Raw genomic sequence first — 15,756 nt, 5'->3', positions numbered from 1 at the left:
TTCACCCCGCGAAATTCGGATGACACTTAGGTAGTAGACGTTTCCCCAAGCCACTCTTCGAGACATATCCATGACGCTGTTCGCAACGATACAACCGCCCAACGACGCGTGGCTTGCACGCGCAGAGCCGGAACCCGTTCTCGAACCGGATTTGCCGATCATCGATACACATCTGCACCTGTGGGATTTTGGCGGCTATCGTTACTTTCTCGACGAATACGTCCGGGACCTTGAAACTTGCGGCCATAACGTCGAAGCATCTGTGTTCGTTGAATGCTTCATGATGTATCGGGCGCGCGGCCCCGAGCATCTGAAGTACGTTGGCGAGACCGAGTTCGCGCTCGGCATGGCGGCCATGGCTGCAAGCGGAAAATACACGCAATCCCGAGTAGCGGATGCAATTGTAGGGTATGCCGACCTGACGCTCGGAGATAGAACACGCGAAACCATCGAGGCACACATCGAAGCAGCAAACGGCCGCTTCCGAGGCGTCAGGCAGCGCGCCAAATGGGACGCAGATCCGATGGTAAAAGGCAAATACTGCGCAGAGCGAGAGGGGCTCTATCTCGACGCGGAATTCGGACGTGGAATTGACGTGCTCACTTCGTTCGGACTTGCGTTCGATGCCAGCATCTACCATCCGCAAATTCCTGACGTTACGGCGCTTGCGAGGGCTCATCCAGATGCCAGCATCGTGCTGATTCATTGCGGCAGCCCGGTCGGCCACAGTTCATATGCCGGCAGGGAAAAAGAGAATCATCAAACGTGGCTCGCAAGCATGCGCGATCTCGCGCGATGCCCGAACGTTTCCGTGAAACTGGGCGGCATCCTGATGAATCTCGCCAATTTCGATTTCACGCAGGCGTCCGCTCCGCCCTCGTCACGTCAGCTCGCCGAGCTGTGGCGGCCTTACATCGAGCCTTGCATCGAACTGTTTGGCGCGGACCGCTGCATGGTGTCGTCCAATTTCCCAGTCGACAAGGTGGGATTCGGGTACGGGACCGTGTGGAACATGTTCAAGCACATTGCCGCTTCCTGCTCGCAGAACGAAAAGCGCATGCTCTTTAGCGATACCGCCCGGCGCGTGTATCGCATGGCGTGACGGATATTGCGCCCTCGGTCTCCAGGCGCTGAAGCGTCAGCTCTGTGATGCCCGTACTGGGCCACAAGATGGAGTTCGCGAAGGGCTTGCCCCAACGGCAATATTTGTTAGCACCCTGCTGGAAGCGCCTCACTTACGCGGCCCATAAGGCGTCACATATTCGGATAGTTCGGCCCGCCGCCGCCTTCAGGTGTCACCCATACGATGTTCTGCGTCGGGTCCTTGATGTCGCAAGTCTTGCAGTGCACGCAGTTCTGCGCGTTGATTACCAGCCGCTCGCTGCCGTCGTCGTTCTTCACGAATTCATAAACGGCCGCCGGGCAGTAACGCGACTCCGGACCCGCATACGTCTGCCAGCTCACCTTCACCGGCACCGTGGGGTCTTTGAGCGTCAAGTGAGGCGGCTGGTTCTCTTCGTGATTCGTGTTCGATATGAACACTGAAGACAAACGGTCGAAGGTCAGCTTGCCGTCCGGCTTCGGGTAGGTGATCGGCGTGCATTGCGACGCGGGCTTGAGCATCTCATGATCGGAATGCTGATGGTGCAGCGTCCACGGCACATTGCCGCCGAGCAGCTTCTGCTCGATGCCGACCATCAACGTGCCGAGGTACAAACCCTTGCTCATCCACTGCTTGAAATTGCGGGCCCTGTAGAGCTCCGTGTGCAGCCACGAAGTCTTGAACGACTCGGGATAAGCCGTGAGCTCGTCGCTCGTGCGGCCTGCCTGCACGGCTTCAAATGCGGCATCGGCGGCGAGCATGCCGGTCTTGATCGCGGCATGCGAACCCTTGATCCGCGATGCGTTCAGGAAGCCCGCGTCGTCGCCGACCAGTGCGCCGCCGGGGAACACGAGCTTCGGCAGCGACATCAGGCCGCCCGCAGTGATTGCCCGCGCGCCATACGACACGCGCTTGCCGCCTTCCAGAAAATGACGGATTGCCGGATGCGTCTTGTAGCGCTGGAATTCCTCGAACGGCGAGAGATACGGATTCCTATAGCCGAGGCCGACCACAAAGCCGACCACCACCTGGTTGTTGTCCATGTGATAGAGGAAGGAGCCGCCGTACGTGTCCGTCTGCAAAGGCCAGCCGGCCGTGTGCATGACGAGCCCCGGCTTGTGTTTCGACGGATCGATCTCCCACAATTCCTTGATGCCGATGCCGTAGACCTGCGGATCGACGCCGTCGCGCAACCTGAACTTCTTGTTCAGCTGACGTCCGAGATGCCCGCGCGCGCCTTCGCAGAAAAGGGTGTATTTCGCGTGCAGTTCCATGCCGAGCTGGAAGTTTTCAGTCGGCTGGCCGTCCTTGCCGATGCCCAGATTGCCCGTGGCGACGCCTTTTACCGAACCGTCGTCGTTGTAGAGCACCTCCGCAGCCGGGAAGCCGGGGAAAATCTCCACGCCGAGCGCTTCGGCCTGCTGGCCCAGCCAACGCGTGACGTTGGCGAGGCTGATCACGTAGTTGCCGTGGTTCTTGAAGTTATCGGGCAGCGCCCAGTTCGGCACGCTCTTCGCGCCGGTTTCCGAAAGGAACAGGAATCGGTCTTCGGTGACTTCGACGTCCAGCGGCGCACCTTTTTCCTTCCAGTCGGAAATCAGTTCATTCAACGCGCGCGGGTCCATGACCGCGCCCGAGAGGATGTGCGCCCCGATCTCCGAGCCTTTTTCCAGCACGCAGACGCCAAGCTCGACGCCCTTGTCGGCCGCCAGCTGCTTCAGGCGGATCGCAGCGGACAAGCCAGCCGGGCCGCCGCCGACGATCACGACGTCGTATTCCATTGATTCTCTTTCAGACAAGATCGTTGCCTCCTGTGCGTTGATGCGCGGTGAACCCGGCTTTCTTCAACCGGTGGTCAAGCTATCTGCACCGAATCCAGTTCATCAGAACAGCGTTGAAGCGCGAATGACGGGTGGTGATGCTCAGTTGCAAGAGCCATACCATTTGTTCCACCGCCGAACTCAAACGGGAGCTGTCCATCGGACCGATCACGGCAATGTGATTCGATACGTCTTTGTTTGCTTCATAGACAACCTGATGTCCGCTGCAAAGACACGGTCGCTCTTCGGCGTCCCGATCCACTGCCCCTCCGCGCGGGTGCAGTCCGCACCCGCGCGCGCCTGGTCATTGGGGCGCGGATGACACATGCCAGCGTGACGAAAATTGGCATTCATATTGCTGCCTTGCTTTCGTCTCACCCCAAGTCCATTCGAATAGTAACGGAGATGCTCCTCATGAATTCCACGTCTTGGCTGCGCGCTACTGCAGCCGTCTTCGCACTCGCCAGCTCCGCGTCGGTCATTGCCGAAGACTCGTATCCCACACATCCCGTGCGTATCATTGTTAACGTCGCGCCGGGCGGACTCACCGACGTCGTCACGCGCCTGGTCGCGCAGCGCATGAGCGAGACGCTCGGCAAGGCCGTAACGGTCGAGAATCGCGCTGGCGGAGACGGACTTGTGGGTATCCGCTATGTCAAGTCAGCCGCGCCAGACGGCTACACGATTCTGGCAGCAGCGGGAACGATCGCGATACAGCCGTCTGTCAAGCTGGACCCCGGCTACGACCTCAGCAAGGACTTCGTCGGCATCGGGCCCATGGCGCGATCGCCCTTGCTGATGGTCGAGTCGTCCGACCTGCCAGACAAGTCGCTGGCCGACTTCATCGCGCGCGCGAAGGCAAGACCGAACGAGCTGTCTTACGGCTCCGCCGGCGTAGGATCGACGACGCATCTAGGCGCGGCCCTGTTCTTCAAACGGGCCGGGGTGAGCTTGCTACATGTGCCATACAAAGGCAATGGCGCGGCGATGACCGACGTGCTAAGCGGACGGGTCGCGAGCATTTTCGATGCGTACGGCAGCAGCGTAGCGAATGTCAAAGCCGGCAAGCTCAGAGTGCTTGGCGTGACGTCTACGTCTAGAATCGCATCGCTGCCAAACGTTCCTACGATGGCTGAGCAGGGCTATCCCAACTTTAGCTACTACCTTTACCTGGGTCTCGTTGCGCCTGCCGGAACACCGGCCGATGTAGTCCAGCGGCTCTCCAACGCGCTGCGTGCCGCGACGTCCACCAAAGAGCTAACGGCACGCTTCACCGACAATGGGCTCGAGCCAATGACGATGCAGCCAGCCGAATTCACCCAGTTCCTCAAGCAGGACCAGACGAACATGAGCAAGGTGGTCGCAGAGCTAGGAATCGAAAAGCGCTAGTTGCCATGTGTTGTTCCGGATAATGCGACCGTGTCGCTTCGTCCGGTTTCCTAATAGCTCCGCGCCAGCTGGTTGCAGCGTTGCACCGGCGGCAGCGATGGGGTGGTCATGAAAGAGATCGAAACAGGCATCGTCTTCTTTCGAGCGCACGCTCTGCGGTAGAAAGGCACGCAGACGCCGACAAATGGTGATCCTCGCGTTGGGGCCACACTATGCAAGCGTCGGATTCCGAAGCAAGCGCGGCCTAAGGAGGAGACACTGCTACGTGGCCGCAGCCGGACCGGCGGCAAGTGAGTCCGACTGAGCAGTCACGAAGACCGCCGCACGGCGATCCGGCGCTGACAGCGACAGCCCAAGCCGCGCGCGACGAACGAGCCAAGGCGAGGGACGATAGCGCTGATCGCGGAACGTGGCGTACAAGCCTTCCAGAATGGACAGGATGCGCGCGGAGCTGAGTTTGTCGCCCCATTCGAACGGTCCCGCAGGATAGCCAAGGCCCAGCCGCACAGCACCGTCGATATCCGCAGGCGATGCAATGCCTTGCTGAGCCATTTCGCATGCAAGGTTTACGATACAGGCCACGATGCGAGGCGCGACAAAGCCCGGCGAATCCGCGATTACATACGTAGGAACCGATTGCGCCGCGAATACCGCCTTGGCCAGTTCGACGGTCTGGGCCGCAGTTCCCGGACAGGTCATTAAGGTGATACCGGACGGCCCACCGAAGACAGGGTCAAGCCCTATCGCTTTCGATCCATCCAAGCCCAGTTCTGCTACGACCGTAGAAAGATCGCGGTCAACAGGCGCGAGAAAGACAACATCTGCACCGTGCATGTCGGCGACTGGTGCGCTGACGTTTAGAATGTCGACCAGAATTTCTGGCAATGCCGAGGGTCCTTGCGTCGGCCACCACAGCCTGGCTTTGTCAGCGACGGTCACTGCAGGTTGTGCCGCAATCCGCTCGGCCGGCTTGCCATCGTGGCAGTAGAATCCCTGGCCGGTTTTGCGTCCGAGCAGGCCGGCTACCAGGCGGGTGCGGGCGAGCGGCACCGGTCTGTAGCGGTCGTCCCCGTAGTATTGAGTGTGAATCGATTCCATCACCGGCACCGAGACATCCAGCCCCGTCAGATCGAGCAATTCCAGCGGCCCCATGCGAAAGCCGGCGCAGGTCCGAAGAATGCCGTCGATCACTTCGTGCGTGGCCGCCTGCTCGGCAAGGAGTTTTAGCCCTTCCGTCACGAAAGCACGGCCCGCATGATTGACGACGAAGCCGGGCGAATCCGAAGCGACGATGGCCCGATGACCGATGCGCTCCGACAACGAAATCAGCGCGTCCGAGACCCACGCCTGCGTCCGCGGCGCCCGTATAACCTCGACCACTTTCATGCGCGTCACTGGATTGAAGAAATGCCAGCCTGCCACCCGCTCAGGGCGAGTCAGGGCGGCCGCAATTGCGGTGACGCTCAGCGACGACGTGTTGGTAGCGAGCAGACAAGTCTCGTCGACGATCGTTTCGAGCTCACGGAGCAACTGCTGCTTCGCATCTAGCCGCTCGACAATGGCTTCGACGACGAGGTCGCAGCCCTGCATTTCTTTCAGATCCTGAGCCGCACCGATCCGCGCGAGTGCTGCTTGCGCATCGGATTCAGACAAGACGCCCATCGCTGTCCCACGCGCCAGGTCCCCGCGAACCGCCTCGATTGCGCGCGGCACGGCGCCTTCAGCCGCATCGAACAATCGCACGTCGCAGCCGGCCAAAGCGCACACTTGGGCGATGCCGCGGCCCATTGCGCCCGCGCCGACGATTCCTACTCTGCGCAAGTCCCGTTTCAATTCCCGCTCCCATTGGTTACACATAAACTCCCGCGTGCGCACAGACCTGACTCGGCACTCCGATAGAGGACTCTTAGCGGCCTTTGAATTGCGGCGCACGCTTTTCCTTGAACGCCGAGACCGCTTCCCGGTGGTCTTCGCTGCTACGCACTATCGGCAGATTGGCAGCAACGAGTTCGTGCGCGGTCGCAAGATCCTTGTCGAGCCCGAAGCGCATCACGCGCTTGATCAATTGCACTGCCAGCGGAGCACCATCCGCGACGCGTCGCGCGAACGCATAGGTGCCCTCCATGAGCTGCTCATCTGGGAAGACGCGGTTAACCAGTCCAATCCGCTCCGCGTCGCGCGCATCCAACCAGTCTGCGCTCCAGAACATTTCCAGCGCCTTCGACGTGCCCACGATCCGCGGCAGCAGATAAGCACCGCCGACCCCGGGAATGAGACCCATGCGCACATAGGTTTCGGCGAAGCGCGCGCTCTCGGCGGCGAAGCGAATGTCGCATGCGAGCGCGATGTCGAGACCTCCGGCAGTCGCAAGACCATTGAGGGCGGCCAGCACGGGCTTGTCGATTTCGGCAATTTTGCGCGGCAGACGTTGGATGCCGTCCGCAACTCGCGCCTTGATGTTAGCGGGGGTCTGCTCTGCGCTCGCCGAAAATGAATTGACGTCCCCGCCAGTGGTGAACGCGCGGCCCGTGCCGGTCATGACGATCACGCGGACGTCGGGGTTCGTGCGACATTCTTCCAGCGCTTCAAGCCAGGACTCCTGCATAGCATCGGTGAACGCGTTGAGCTTCTCTGGACGGTTGAGCGTGATGGTCGCAATGCCGTTATCAATTTCGAACTTCAGTTCTTCTGACATGTCCCTTCCTCACCGGGTGGCATTGAGTTGCGCGATCACATCGTCCTTGCGGATGTCCCGAAGTCCCGTCTTGCCGTGATGGCGGTCCGCCAGCTTGTAGCCCAGCGCGTCCTCCGCAATCAGGATCTTCTGCACATTCGCCGAGCCCTCGCCCGTGAAGAACATGTCGGCGTACGCGCGGTACCACGACACCCGGTATTCCTTCGCCAGTCCATAGCCACCGAATATCTGCACCGCCTTGTCCGCGCAAAACTTCGCCGTCTGCGAGGCGTGGTACTTCGCAATCGCCGCAAGCCGGTTCGACGGCTGGCTTTCGTCCATCGCGATCGCCGCCTTGTACACCAGCGCCCGGCTCGCCTCAATCGCCACCGCCATCTCCGCGATGTCCGACTGGATCATCTGGAACCGACCGATCGGCTGGCCCCGCAATGTGCGCTCGTTGGCATAGCGCACCGCATCCTCGAAGCACGCGCGCGCCACTCCCAGCGCCTTGGCCGCCACCCCCACACGCCCCGGCTGCAGCGTGCGCATGATGATCTTGAAGCCCTCGCCCTCCTCGCCCAGACGGTCCTCCACCGGCACCACGAAATCGTCCAGATACACCACGTTCGTGCGCAATGCGGTGGACAGGCCCATTGTCTCGATCGGCTGGGCCGTCCAGCCCGGATACTTCTTCGGCTGCACGATGAACGCGCTCACGCCCTTCGCACCCGCGGCGCGGTCCGTCTTTGCGAACAGCACGCCCACGTCCGTTTCGTTGGCAATCGACGCCCACATCTTCTGGCCACTGATGCGGTACACGTCGCCATCGCGCCGCGCAAACGTCTGCATGTTGCCCGCCGCATCCGAGCCGCCGCCCGACTCGGTCAGCGACATCATTCCGATCGTCACGCCCGCCAGCAGGTTCGGCACATACTTCTGGATCTGCTCGGGTGTGCCGCCGAAGTAGATGCAGCTCGGGCAGGTCGAGCCCTGCTGGTTGTTACATGAGGCAAAGCGCACGTCGATACGGCACATCTCTTCCTGGATTACCGCCGCGGCCAGATAGCCCATGTTGCTGCCGCCCACCGATTCCGGAAACACCGCGCCGTACAGGCCTGCCGCACCCGCTTTCCTGATCAGCTCGCGCGGAAACTCGCGGCGCTGCTCATAGCCTTCCATCACCGGTACGACCTCGGTCTCCATGAATCGATTGACCATGTCGCGTACCGCTTCAATCTCCTCGGACATTGCTGGATCCACCACTTTCTCCTTTGCTGTTCTCAGGGACGCCCCGTCGATGCTGTCGTGCAGGCGACGGCAGAGACATCGGTTCGATTAGCCTTTACAGCTATCGAATCTGCAACATGCGTGCCAAGCATCCTTAAGCTATGACCAGCTCCGCTGCCCGCCTCAAACGAAAAGCGGTTCACCACCCGCGCTACGCGCCTGATATGTGTCCATCTCGGAGACTCTAGCGAGGACAATGTGCGCGGCGCGGACATCCGCCGCTTCAAGAATTTGCGCTTGCGCTGGAATCGGTCGACACACGCAGAGCTATCAGGTGCGTCGTGCGGACGGCAGATCGAGCAAAGGGGTCAAGAACGAGGCAGGTTGGCTGGCGCGCATAAATCGCCGCTTCCCGGCGCGGTCTTCCCAGTACCGCATATCGCGCGAACATTGGGCGCCTTCGAGCAAGCAACCGTGTCACCGAACAGCCACGAAAGCCTTCAATACTGCCTGTTGTTCGACTGAGCTGGGGCGCAAGAAGCTCAAGCAGGCACTCAACCGACCTCCATGCATTAATTGGACTGACCCATCTGCTCCGTCGGCCCTGCGTCTGACTCTCCAGTGCACACGCTGGTGAACTCCCCGTGACATCGCGGCGGAAACCGGACGATCAATAGAAAACGGTCGTTCCCGCAACGCAGAATATCCGCCCGGATTGATCGGCGTCGCACTCGCGCTGCACGTCAAACGTTTGGTCGGCAAAAGCTCGCGGATGGCACGCGCGCGAGCGGTGCAAGCGTTTCAGCACTTTGCCGATGCCAAGGGGTATGCTGCGCTCGGCGTCCTAACGATGCCGATCACCTTCCGTTTCTCTGTACCGAAAGAATGAATCCAGAGCAGGCGGCGCAGGCTGCGATGGATCTTCGCACGAAGGCACTCACGCCTAGTCATATTGGCCGCTTTTCGCTGGCCCCCCACGACTGGAATGACCCCTTCGTGCACATTTCAAGAGCGAGTGTGAATCGAAGCTACTCCCTTTGGACGCCCATTATCGGCCGCCCGATCTACTTCGATGGGAGAACACAGAAGTTCGACGCATGGTGGGAGAAAGTGCGATAGGTCTAGATCGCCACATTCACGACGAATCGTAGAGAAGCTCTGCCGCGCCTGCCAGGGCAATCAACCGCTCCGCGAATGAAATGAGTGGGCGGGATTTACGTAGGTCGACGCGCGATCTCGCCAAGCGGATCGGCAGCTAAGGCAATGGAGCTATGGAACGCCCGTCCCATAGCTCCGCTTCCTGTAAATGCCACAAGGACGTGGTCATGTGCTGAGAGGTTGCGTCTATGCAGTTGTGAACTGGACAATCAATCGCAGTGACTGGCGCCATCGGCCTTGTTGACTGCGAGTTGAGGCAGAGTTCCTCCCGCTCTAGCCGTCATCACCCTGGCTGAAGCTGCCCGGGCGTCGTCAACCCAGGTACGCGGATTTTGACGTGCGGGGTTGTACCCAGCTGCTTCATAATCAGCCATGTCTTGACGGACCTGCTCTCGTGACAACGCTTGCGTCGAAGAGGTCTGCGCCGATGCAAACAGATGAGCGGAAAGGCCGAATGCTATAACGAGAAGATTGAGGCGTCGATTCATGATCGCTACTCCAGAAAGATTGGTAATGGCATGCCCGCCCGCTTCGTTGAAAGCGAAAAATGGCACCCGGATCGATGTCTCGCACCAGATACTGCCTCTACACCGTGCATTTGTGTCGAAGGTCGCCGCGCACGGTTTGTGAGCAACCATCTCAATGCACATGCTAAAGGTTTGCGCCTATTGAATTAAGTAGCTGCGCCCAATTGGACTTATTAGTATCATTCATCAATTACCGTACCAGCAGAGCTTGTACCCTTGATGAACGCTATCGGTGGCGCGGGCCTTTGAACCGCTTTCAACGAAGGGTAACGTGAGATGCCTAGAGAGAACCTGAACGATATCCTTGTGTTTCTCGCCGTCGCGCGCGAGAAGAGCTTTACCCGCGCTGCCGCGAAACTCGGTGTCTCGCAATCAGCGTTGAGTCATATCATCCGCGACCTCGAGGCCAGGCTCGGTTTGCGCCTTCTCACAAGGACAACCCGCAGCGTTTCGACAACAGAAGCGGGCGAGGAACTATTCCAGGCGGTGGCGCCTAAGATTGAAGAGATCGATGCCAGCCTTGCGGCCTTGTCCGACTTCAGGGACAAGCCCGCAGGCGTGATTCGCATCACTGCCACTGATCATCCCATCGACACCGTCATCTGGCCGAAGCTGCGCAAGCTCCTGCACGCGTATCCTGACATTAAAGTGGAGGTCACGGTCGACTATGGCCTCTCGAACATTGTCGAAGATCGTTATGACGTCGGGGTGCGTTTCGGGGACCAGGTCGCGAAAGACATGATCGCCGTCCGCATCAGTCCCGACATTCCGATGACAATTGTAGGAGCACCATCGTATCTCGCGAACAGGACGGTTCCAGACACTCCCGAGGACCTTCTTGATCACCAATGCATAAGCTTGCGTATGACGACGACGAAGGCACTCTACGCCTGGGAATTGAAGAAGGGAAAACGCGAAACACAGGCGCGCGTCAGCGGACAACTTACCGTCAACACGCAGCCGCAAATGATCAGAGGGGCGCTCGAAGGCTTCGGCCTGGCTTTTGTCCCGGAGGACGCGGTGCGCGACCATCTTCGCAAGGGTGAATTAGTCAGCGTACTCAAGGACTGGTGTCCGACATGGCCCGGCTACCACGTTTATTATCCGAGCCGGCGCCAGACTTCACGTGCGTTTTCCCTCGTGATCGACGCATTGAAGCACCGAACCTAGGCGGCTTCGCCAGTCCCTGCCGGAAATACTTCAGCTCAGCTCTTGATAGCCTAACGGGTCGCGCGTCTGCTCAGGGCGAGCGCTCGATCGAGATCTCGACTGCGCCGGGCAGATCGAAAGCCTCGATTCCTGAATCGATGTGACCTATGTTGATGATGCCTGGAGACGGTATCCTTTCCCCGTCCTGGTGGTAATAGATCGCAATATCGTGGCCCGGTGACCAGTAACCGATATCGCCCACCTTATAGACGTCACTGCTCGGCCCCCCTGTCGAAATGCCCTTCGGCAGCGGCCCTGCTTTCTCCCGTCCGAACAAGTCACGCGTCGCGACGCGAATGGGGAGAAGAGCGGCGAACTCACGCGCGGTTGGATTGTCGGCCAGTGTCGCCTGAAGCTCTTTTCCTCCCACTTTGATTGTGATCTTCACTGAGGGATCGTTGTGGGCGGGAGTGATAGCGCTTCGGTTCGGCGCAGCAGCGGTGTTGGAAGCACCATTCAGCTCCCCTGCCGTTGCGCTCGTTCCTGCGAGAAAGAGGGATAGCATGACTAGAACAAGAACACCTCTAGACATTTTCCGATCGGACATTCTGGCTCCTGACCACATAGTGAACGAAGTCGCACTCATTGTTGACACCCGGTGAGCCCACGACAAGGGCACCATTCAAAACACTGCCCGACCTGCGTTCACGCAACGCCCCGCAATTGACTCGAGACTTTCTCAAGCGTTATGGGAAGGTCTCGCACCCTGACACCAGTTGCGTGATGAACGGCATTGGCCACGGCTGCTGCCAACCCGGTCGTGCCAATCTCGCCAATGCCTCGGGCGCCGAATTCATTCAGATGCAGATCCGGATAGTCGAGCAGCAGAACATCGATCTCGGGTTGATCAGCATGCACCGGAACGACATACTCCGCGTAGTTATTGTTCGCAGGCAGGCCGGAGCGTGCGTCGTATTCGGTTGCCTCGAACAGGGCCATGCCGATACCCATCACAACTGCACCCTCGACCTGATTGCGCGCCGTCAGCGGGTTGATCACGCGACCCACGTCGATTGCACTCACCACACGGGCGACTCGTAGATGCGAAATGCCGGGATCCCAGCGAACTTCGACGAAATGTGCTCCGAATGAGCGGAAGGAGAACTTGTCGGTCGGCGTGCCACTGGTGTGCGCATAACCCTCGGCGTCTGAAAGACGTTGACCTTTCAACACCGACGCGAAGTCGACCCTGCGACTGCCGTCGGTGAGACTTCCTTCCTCGAACTTCAGACTCTCTTTTTTCACGCCGGCGAAAGGCCCCGAGGGTGAAGTTGCGTAGTCCTTCAACTGATCGAGTGCCTGGCACGTCGCCTCTGAGATCGCAGGTAGAAGGCTCGCGGTGACCCACGATCCGCCGGACAATGGAGCCGAGGGATACGTCGTGTCGCCGAGCGTCACCTGAATCTTTTCCAGCGGAAGCCCCGTCCCGCTGGCCACTACCTGGGCAGCAATAGTGTACGTTCCGGTTCCAATGTCCTGGACGGCACACGTTACAGCCGCCGTCCCGTCGCTGCGCAACTGTACCCGAGCCTCGGCCGGTGTTCGAAACGCATCCCAGCTGCAGGCTGCCACGCCGTAGCCGACATTTTCGTTGCCCTCGCGCATCGAACCGGGCTGCGGCGAACGGTTCTTCCATCCAAACTTCTCTGCGCCTTGCACAATGGCTTCCCGAAGATGATTGCTCGACCAGGGAAGGTTCTTGCTTTCATCGATCGTCGAAATGTTCTGCAATCGGAAAGCCACCGGGTCCATACCAACATCTAGCGCAAGTTCGTCCATCGCCGACTCCAGCGCAAACAGCCCGGGTGCCGCACCCGGTGCACGCATGGAAGTGGGCGAGCCGCGATTGACCTTGGTCATCTTGTGGCTGACATGCACATTTGCGCACGAATAGAGGCTCTGCGACACGACGGCGCATGTTTCCGTGTAGTCGTCCGTGAACGAAGTTGTGTTGATCGCCTCGTGACGAAGCGACGTCAGCTTGCCTTGTTCATCACACGACAACCGCATATGTTGAAGCGTTTCGGGCCGATGACCCGTTGTCGTGAACATCTGTGCGCGCGGAACGACGAGCTTGACGGGTCGTCCGACTACACGTGCAGCAGCGCTTGCAGCGACGGAATGTGGCCAGATAAACAACTTGCTACCGAATCCCGAACCGATGAATGGTGCCTCGACCGTAACCTGATCGGGTGTGAGCCCGAAAATGCGCGCAAGCGAGTTCCTGTGTACCACCACGCCTTGCGTTGCTTCGTAGACGTGCAGACGGCCGGCCTGCCAGCTCGCGACCGTCGCATGCATTTCCATGGGATTGTGCGTTTCCACCGGCGTGCGATACGCGAAATCAATCTTATGAAGTGCACTATTGAATGCGCTTGCCGCGTCGCCCCGGGTGTGACCGTTAGTGCCGTCTTTCAACCCGGAAATCTTGACGCCTTCATCCAGGCTCGTGATAGGCTGGCTCTTGCCGTATGTCACTTTCACCAGACTGGCGGCTTCTCGCGCATGCTCAAATGTGTCTGCCACGACGAGCGCGACGAATTGGCCCGCGTAATTGACGGTCGCATCCTCGAACGGTAGACGGTTCTCGTCAGTCCGTGACGCCGTCAGGATAGTGGGCAGAGTGAGGTTTATAGGCGTACGGTAAAGCCGAGGAAAGTTCCCGTGATCGAGTATCGCGATGACACCAGGCATGCGTTTGGCCGCCGTCGTATCGATTCGCAGCACGCGCCCGCTCGCAACGGTGCTGAAAACGCCATAGGCATGCACGAGGCCGGGCGGGTTCTGGTCAGCGGTGTATTTCGCTGCGCCCGTCACCTTAAGACGGCCGTCGACCCGTTTTACCGCCTGTCCTATCACTTGATCGCTCATTAATTTCTCTCCATGACACAGGTCAAGCGACCAATGCAGTCAGGTTTCTCAAGACCGCTTGCTGACCGAGGCCAATCTTGAAACCATTCTGTCCATAGGAGCGCGCGCCTCTGAGCGCAAGTTCCGCTGCTTTCTCGAATGAACTCACGCTCGCCGATTGGCCTATCAGTGCATTCTCGGCTTCGCGTGCCCGCCACGGCTTGGTCGCGACGCCTCCGAGAGCAACGCGGGCCTCCCGGATCCTCTCCCCGTCAAGCGCAATGATTGCCGCGCACGAGCCCAGGGCGAATTGATAGGAAGCGCGGTCCCGGAGTTTCAGATACGCGGAGCGACTGCCTTGCATCGGTGCATCTAGAGTCACGTGCGTGATGATTTCACCTGCCTGGAGAGCGTGCTCTTTCCATGGCGTGTCTCCAGGCAAGAGATGAAAATCGCCGAAGTCGATTTCACGGGATCCGGCGTGTCCTCGGACATGAATGGTCGCACCAATGGCCGCCATCGCAACACACATATCCGACGGGTGCGCGGCAATGCAGTGCTCACTACCGCCGAGCACAGCGTGCACGTTACGGTTCTGCCCGCCGATGGCGGCACAGCCCGAGCCCGGATTGCGCTTGTTGCAAGCTGAGACACCATCCCGAAAGTACCCACAGCGAACACGCTGCATGATATTGCCCGCGGTAGTCGCCTTGTTGCGCAGTTGCGTGCTGGCGCCTGAACGCACAGCCTGGGAAAGCACCGGGTATTGAACGCGAATGTGTTCGTTGAAGGCGAGTGCAGTATTGGAGACCATGGCGCCGATTCTTACCTTGCCATCGGGCAACTGTTCGATCTGATCAAGCGCCAACTTGTGAATATCGACGACGGCCGCCGGCTGCATCACATCCAATTTCATCAAGTCCAGTAGTGTTGTGCCGCCAGCCAGCAGCACCGCGCCTGGCTGTGCAACGCTCTGCACGGCGCTATCCAGCGAAACGGCGCGAATGTAGTCGAAATTCTGCATCAGACTGACCCCGCCGCTTTCGCACGCGCGTCCTGAATGGCGGCGATGATGTTCTTGTATGCACCGCAGCGGCAGATATTCCCACTCATCGCCTCACGCAGCGAATGGTCATCCGCTGGGATGCGCTTATCTTTCAGGATTGCGACCGCGCTCATCATCTGACCCGACGTGCAATAGCCGCACTGATACGCATCGTGCTCCCAGAATGCCTGCTGCACCGGGTGAAGCCGCCCATTCTGTTGCAGTCCTTCGACCGTCGTGATCTCGTCCCCGTCATGCATCACCGCCAGTGACAGGCAGGAGTTCACCGCTGTTTTGTTGACGTGGACCGTGCAGGCACCACATTGACCGTGGTCACAGCCTTTTTTTGTGCCTGTGAGTTGCAGTTGGTCTCTCAAGACGTCGAGAAGAACGGCGTTTGACGCGACGTTTATCTGTCGCATCTCGCCGTTTACCTTCAGGCGGACGGTGTGACCGACGGATTGCGCCGGATGTTGCGGGCCGACTGGCGGCTCTTTGTTAGCTTCATCTGCCTTCGCCGCAGAAAATAGCCCGGCGTTCGTAGCAGCGACGCCTGACGCACCCATTGATTGCAGAAACCGTCTGCGAGTAACTGGCTTGCGCCCGTCCGAAAAGTCTTGACCCTGAACCTCGCCATCTTGCGACATCCAGTTCTTCTTTTCTGCCATGCAGAGACCTCCACAAGTTTGTTGAAGCGGACCTTCGAGCGACTTTCGGCAACAAGTGTTCTTCTGCCGATTCGCACGTTAGTA

The 15,756-nt window shown here is 59.5% G+C and carries 13 protein-coding genes; 4 read left to right on the top strand and 9 right to left on the bottom strand.

Annotated elements, in window-relative coordinates; translation table 11 throughout:
* Positions 1-70: 70 nt before the first annotated feature.
* Entirely contained in the window at positions 71-1,102 is a 1,032-nt protein-coding gene (locus tag RW095_RS00785; protein ID WP_317015863.1) for an amidohydrolase family protein, read from the top strand.
* A gap of 152 nt (positions 1,103-1,254) precedes the next feature.
* Here RW095_RS00785 and RW095_RS00780 read toward each other — a convergent pair whose 3' ends face one another.
* Positions 1,255-2,883, bottom strand: coding sequence for an electron transfer flavoprotein-ubiquinone oxidoreductase (locus tag RW095_RS00780; RefSeq protein ID WP_317015861.1), 1,629 nt, complete (start codon positions 2,881-2,883; stop codon positions 1,255-1,257).
* 453 nt (positions 2,884-3,336) lie between these two features.
* On the opposite strand from RW095_RS00780, the gene RW095_RS00775 reads away from it, so the two are divergent.
* Positions 3,337-4,311: a Bug family tripartite tricarboxylate transporter substrate binding protein gene (locus tag RW095_RS00775; RefSeq protein ID WP_317015860.1), complete on the top strand. Its 975-nt coding sequence runs from the start codon at positions 3,337-3,339 to the stop codon at positions 4,309-4,311.
* 261 nt (positions 4,312-4,572) lie between these two features.
* Here the strand turns inward: RW095_RS00775 and RW095_RS00770 are convergent, their stop codons facing one another.
* From RW095_RS00770 to RW095_RS00760, 3 genes are read right to left on the bottom strand one after another with little or no spacing between them, the layout of a single operon-like run.
* On the bottom strand, positions 4,573-6,168 hold the full coding sequence (locus RW095_RS00770; protein ID WP_317015858.1) for a 3-hydroxyacyl-CoA dehydrogenase: 1,596 nt from the start codon (positions 6,166-6,168) through the stop codon (positions 4,573-4,575).
* Between the two features lie 49 nt (positions 6,169-6,217).
* A complete protein-coding gene (locus tag RW095_RS00765) occupies positions 6,218-7,006 on the bottom strand; it encodes an enoyl-CoA hydratase/isomerase family protein (protein ID WP_317015857.1) in 789 nt (262 codons plus the stop codon).
* Between the two features lie 9 nt (positions 7,007-7,015).
* Positions 7,016-8,236, bottom strand: a complete 1,221-nt coding sequence (locus RW095_RS00760; protein WP_317015855.1) for an acyl-CoA dehydrogenase family protein — start codon at positions 8,234-8,236, stop codon at positions 7,016-7,018.
* Between the two features lie 694 nt (positions 8,237-8,930).
* Between RW095_RS00760 and RW095_RS00755 the strand changes: the two genes are divergently transcribed.
* Positions 8,931-9,104, top strand: coding sequence for a hypothetical protein (locus tag RW095_RS00755; protein ID WP_317015854.1), 174 nt, complete (start codon positions 8,931-8,933; stop codon positions 9,102-9,104).
* A gap of 478 nt (positions 9,105-9,582) precedes the next feature.
* Here RW095_RS00755 and RW095_RS00750 read toward each other — a convergent pair whose 3' ends face one another.
* The gene (locus RW095_RS00750; RefSeq protein WP_317015852.1) at positions 9,583-9,861 is read right to left on the bottom strand and encodes a DUF4148 domain-containing protein; all 279 of its coding nucleotides are present in this window, start codon (positions 9,859-9,861) and stop codon (positions 9,583-9,585) included.
* 315 nt (positions 9,862-10,176) lie between these two features.
* Here RW095_RS00750 and RW095_RS00745 point away from each other — a divergent pair, with 315 nt between their 5' ends.
* Positions 10,177-11,070 carry a LysR family transcriptional regulator gene (locus RW095_RS00745; protein WP_317015851.1) on the top strand — a complete coding sequence of 298 codons (894 nt, stop codon included), beginning with the start codon at positions 10,177-10,179 and terminating at the stop codon, positions 11,068-11,070.
* 70 nt (positions 11,071-11,140) lie between these two features.
* Here the strand turns inward: RW095_RS00745 and RW095_RS00740 are convergent, their stop codons facing one another.
* The 4 genes from RW095_RS00740 to RW095_RS00725 form a co-directional block, all read right to left on the bottom strand.
* Entirely contained in the window at positions 11,141-11,656 is a 516-nt protein-coding gene (locus RW095_RS00740) for a cyclophilin-like fold protein (RefSeq protein ID WP_317015850.1), read from the bottom strand.
* A 98-nt stretch (positions 11,657-11,754) separates the two neighbouring features.
* Positions 11,755-13,980: a xanthine dehydrogenase family protein molybdopterin-binding subunit gene (locus tag RW095_RS00735; RefSeq protein WP_317015848.1), complete on the bottom strand. Its 2,226-nt coding sequence runs from the start codon at positions 13,978-13,980 to the stop codon at positions 11,755-11,757.
* Positions 13,981-14,002: 22 nt separating this feature from the next.
* Positions 14,003-14,983, bottom strand: a complete 981-nt coding sequence (locus tag RW095_RS00730) for an FAD binding domain-containing protein (protein ID WP_317015847.1) — start codon at positions 14,981-14,983, stop codon at positions 14,003-14,005.
* Positions 14,983-15,672 (bottom strand): (2Fe-2S)-binding protein, encoded by a 690-nt coding sequence (locus RW095_RS00725; protein ID WP_317015846.1) that lies wholly within the window; start codon positions 15,670-15,672, stop codon positions 14,983-14,985. Before RW095_RS00725 ends, RW095_RS00730 begins: the two co-directional genes overlap by 1 nt.
* Positions 15,673-15,756 lie beyond the last annotated feature (84 nt).

The organism is Paraburkholderia kirstenboschensis, from assembly GCF_032806925.1.
Taxonomy (GTDB): Bacteria; Pseudomonadota; Gammaproteobacteria; order Burkholderiales; family Burkholderiaceae; genus Paraburkholderia; species Paraburkholderia kirstenboschensis.
Note: the sequence above shows the minus strand (reverse complement) of the source record. Positions and strands in the feature narration are given on the sequence as shown.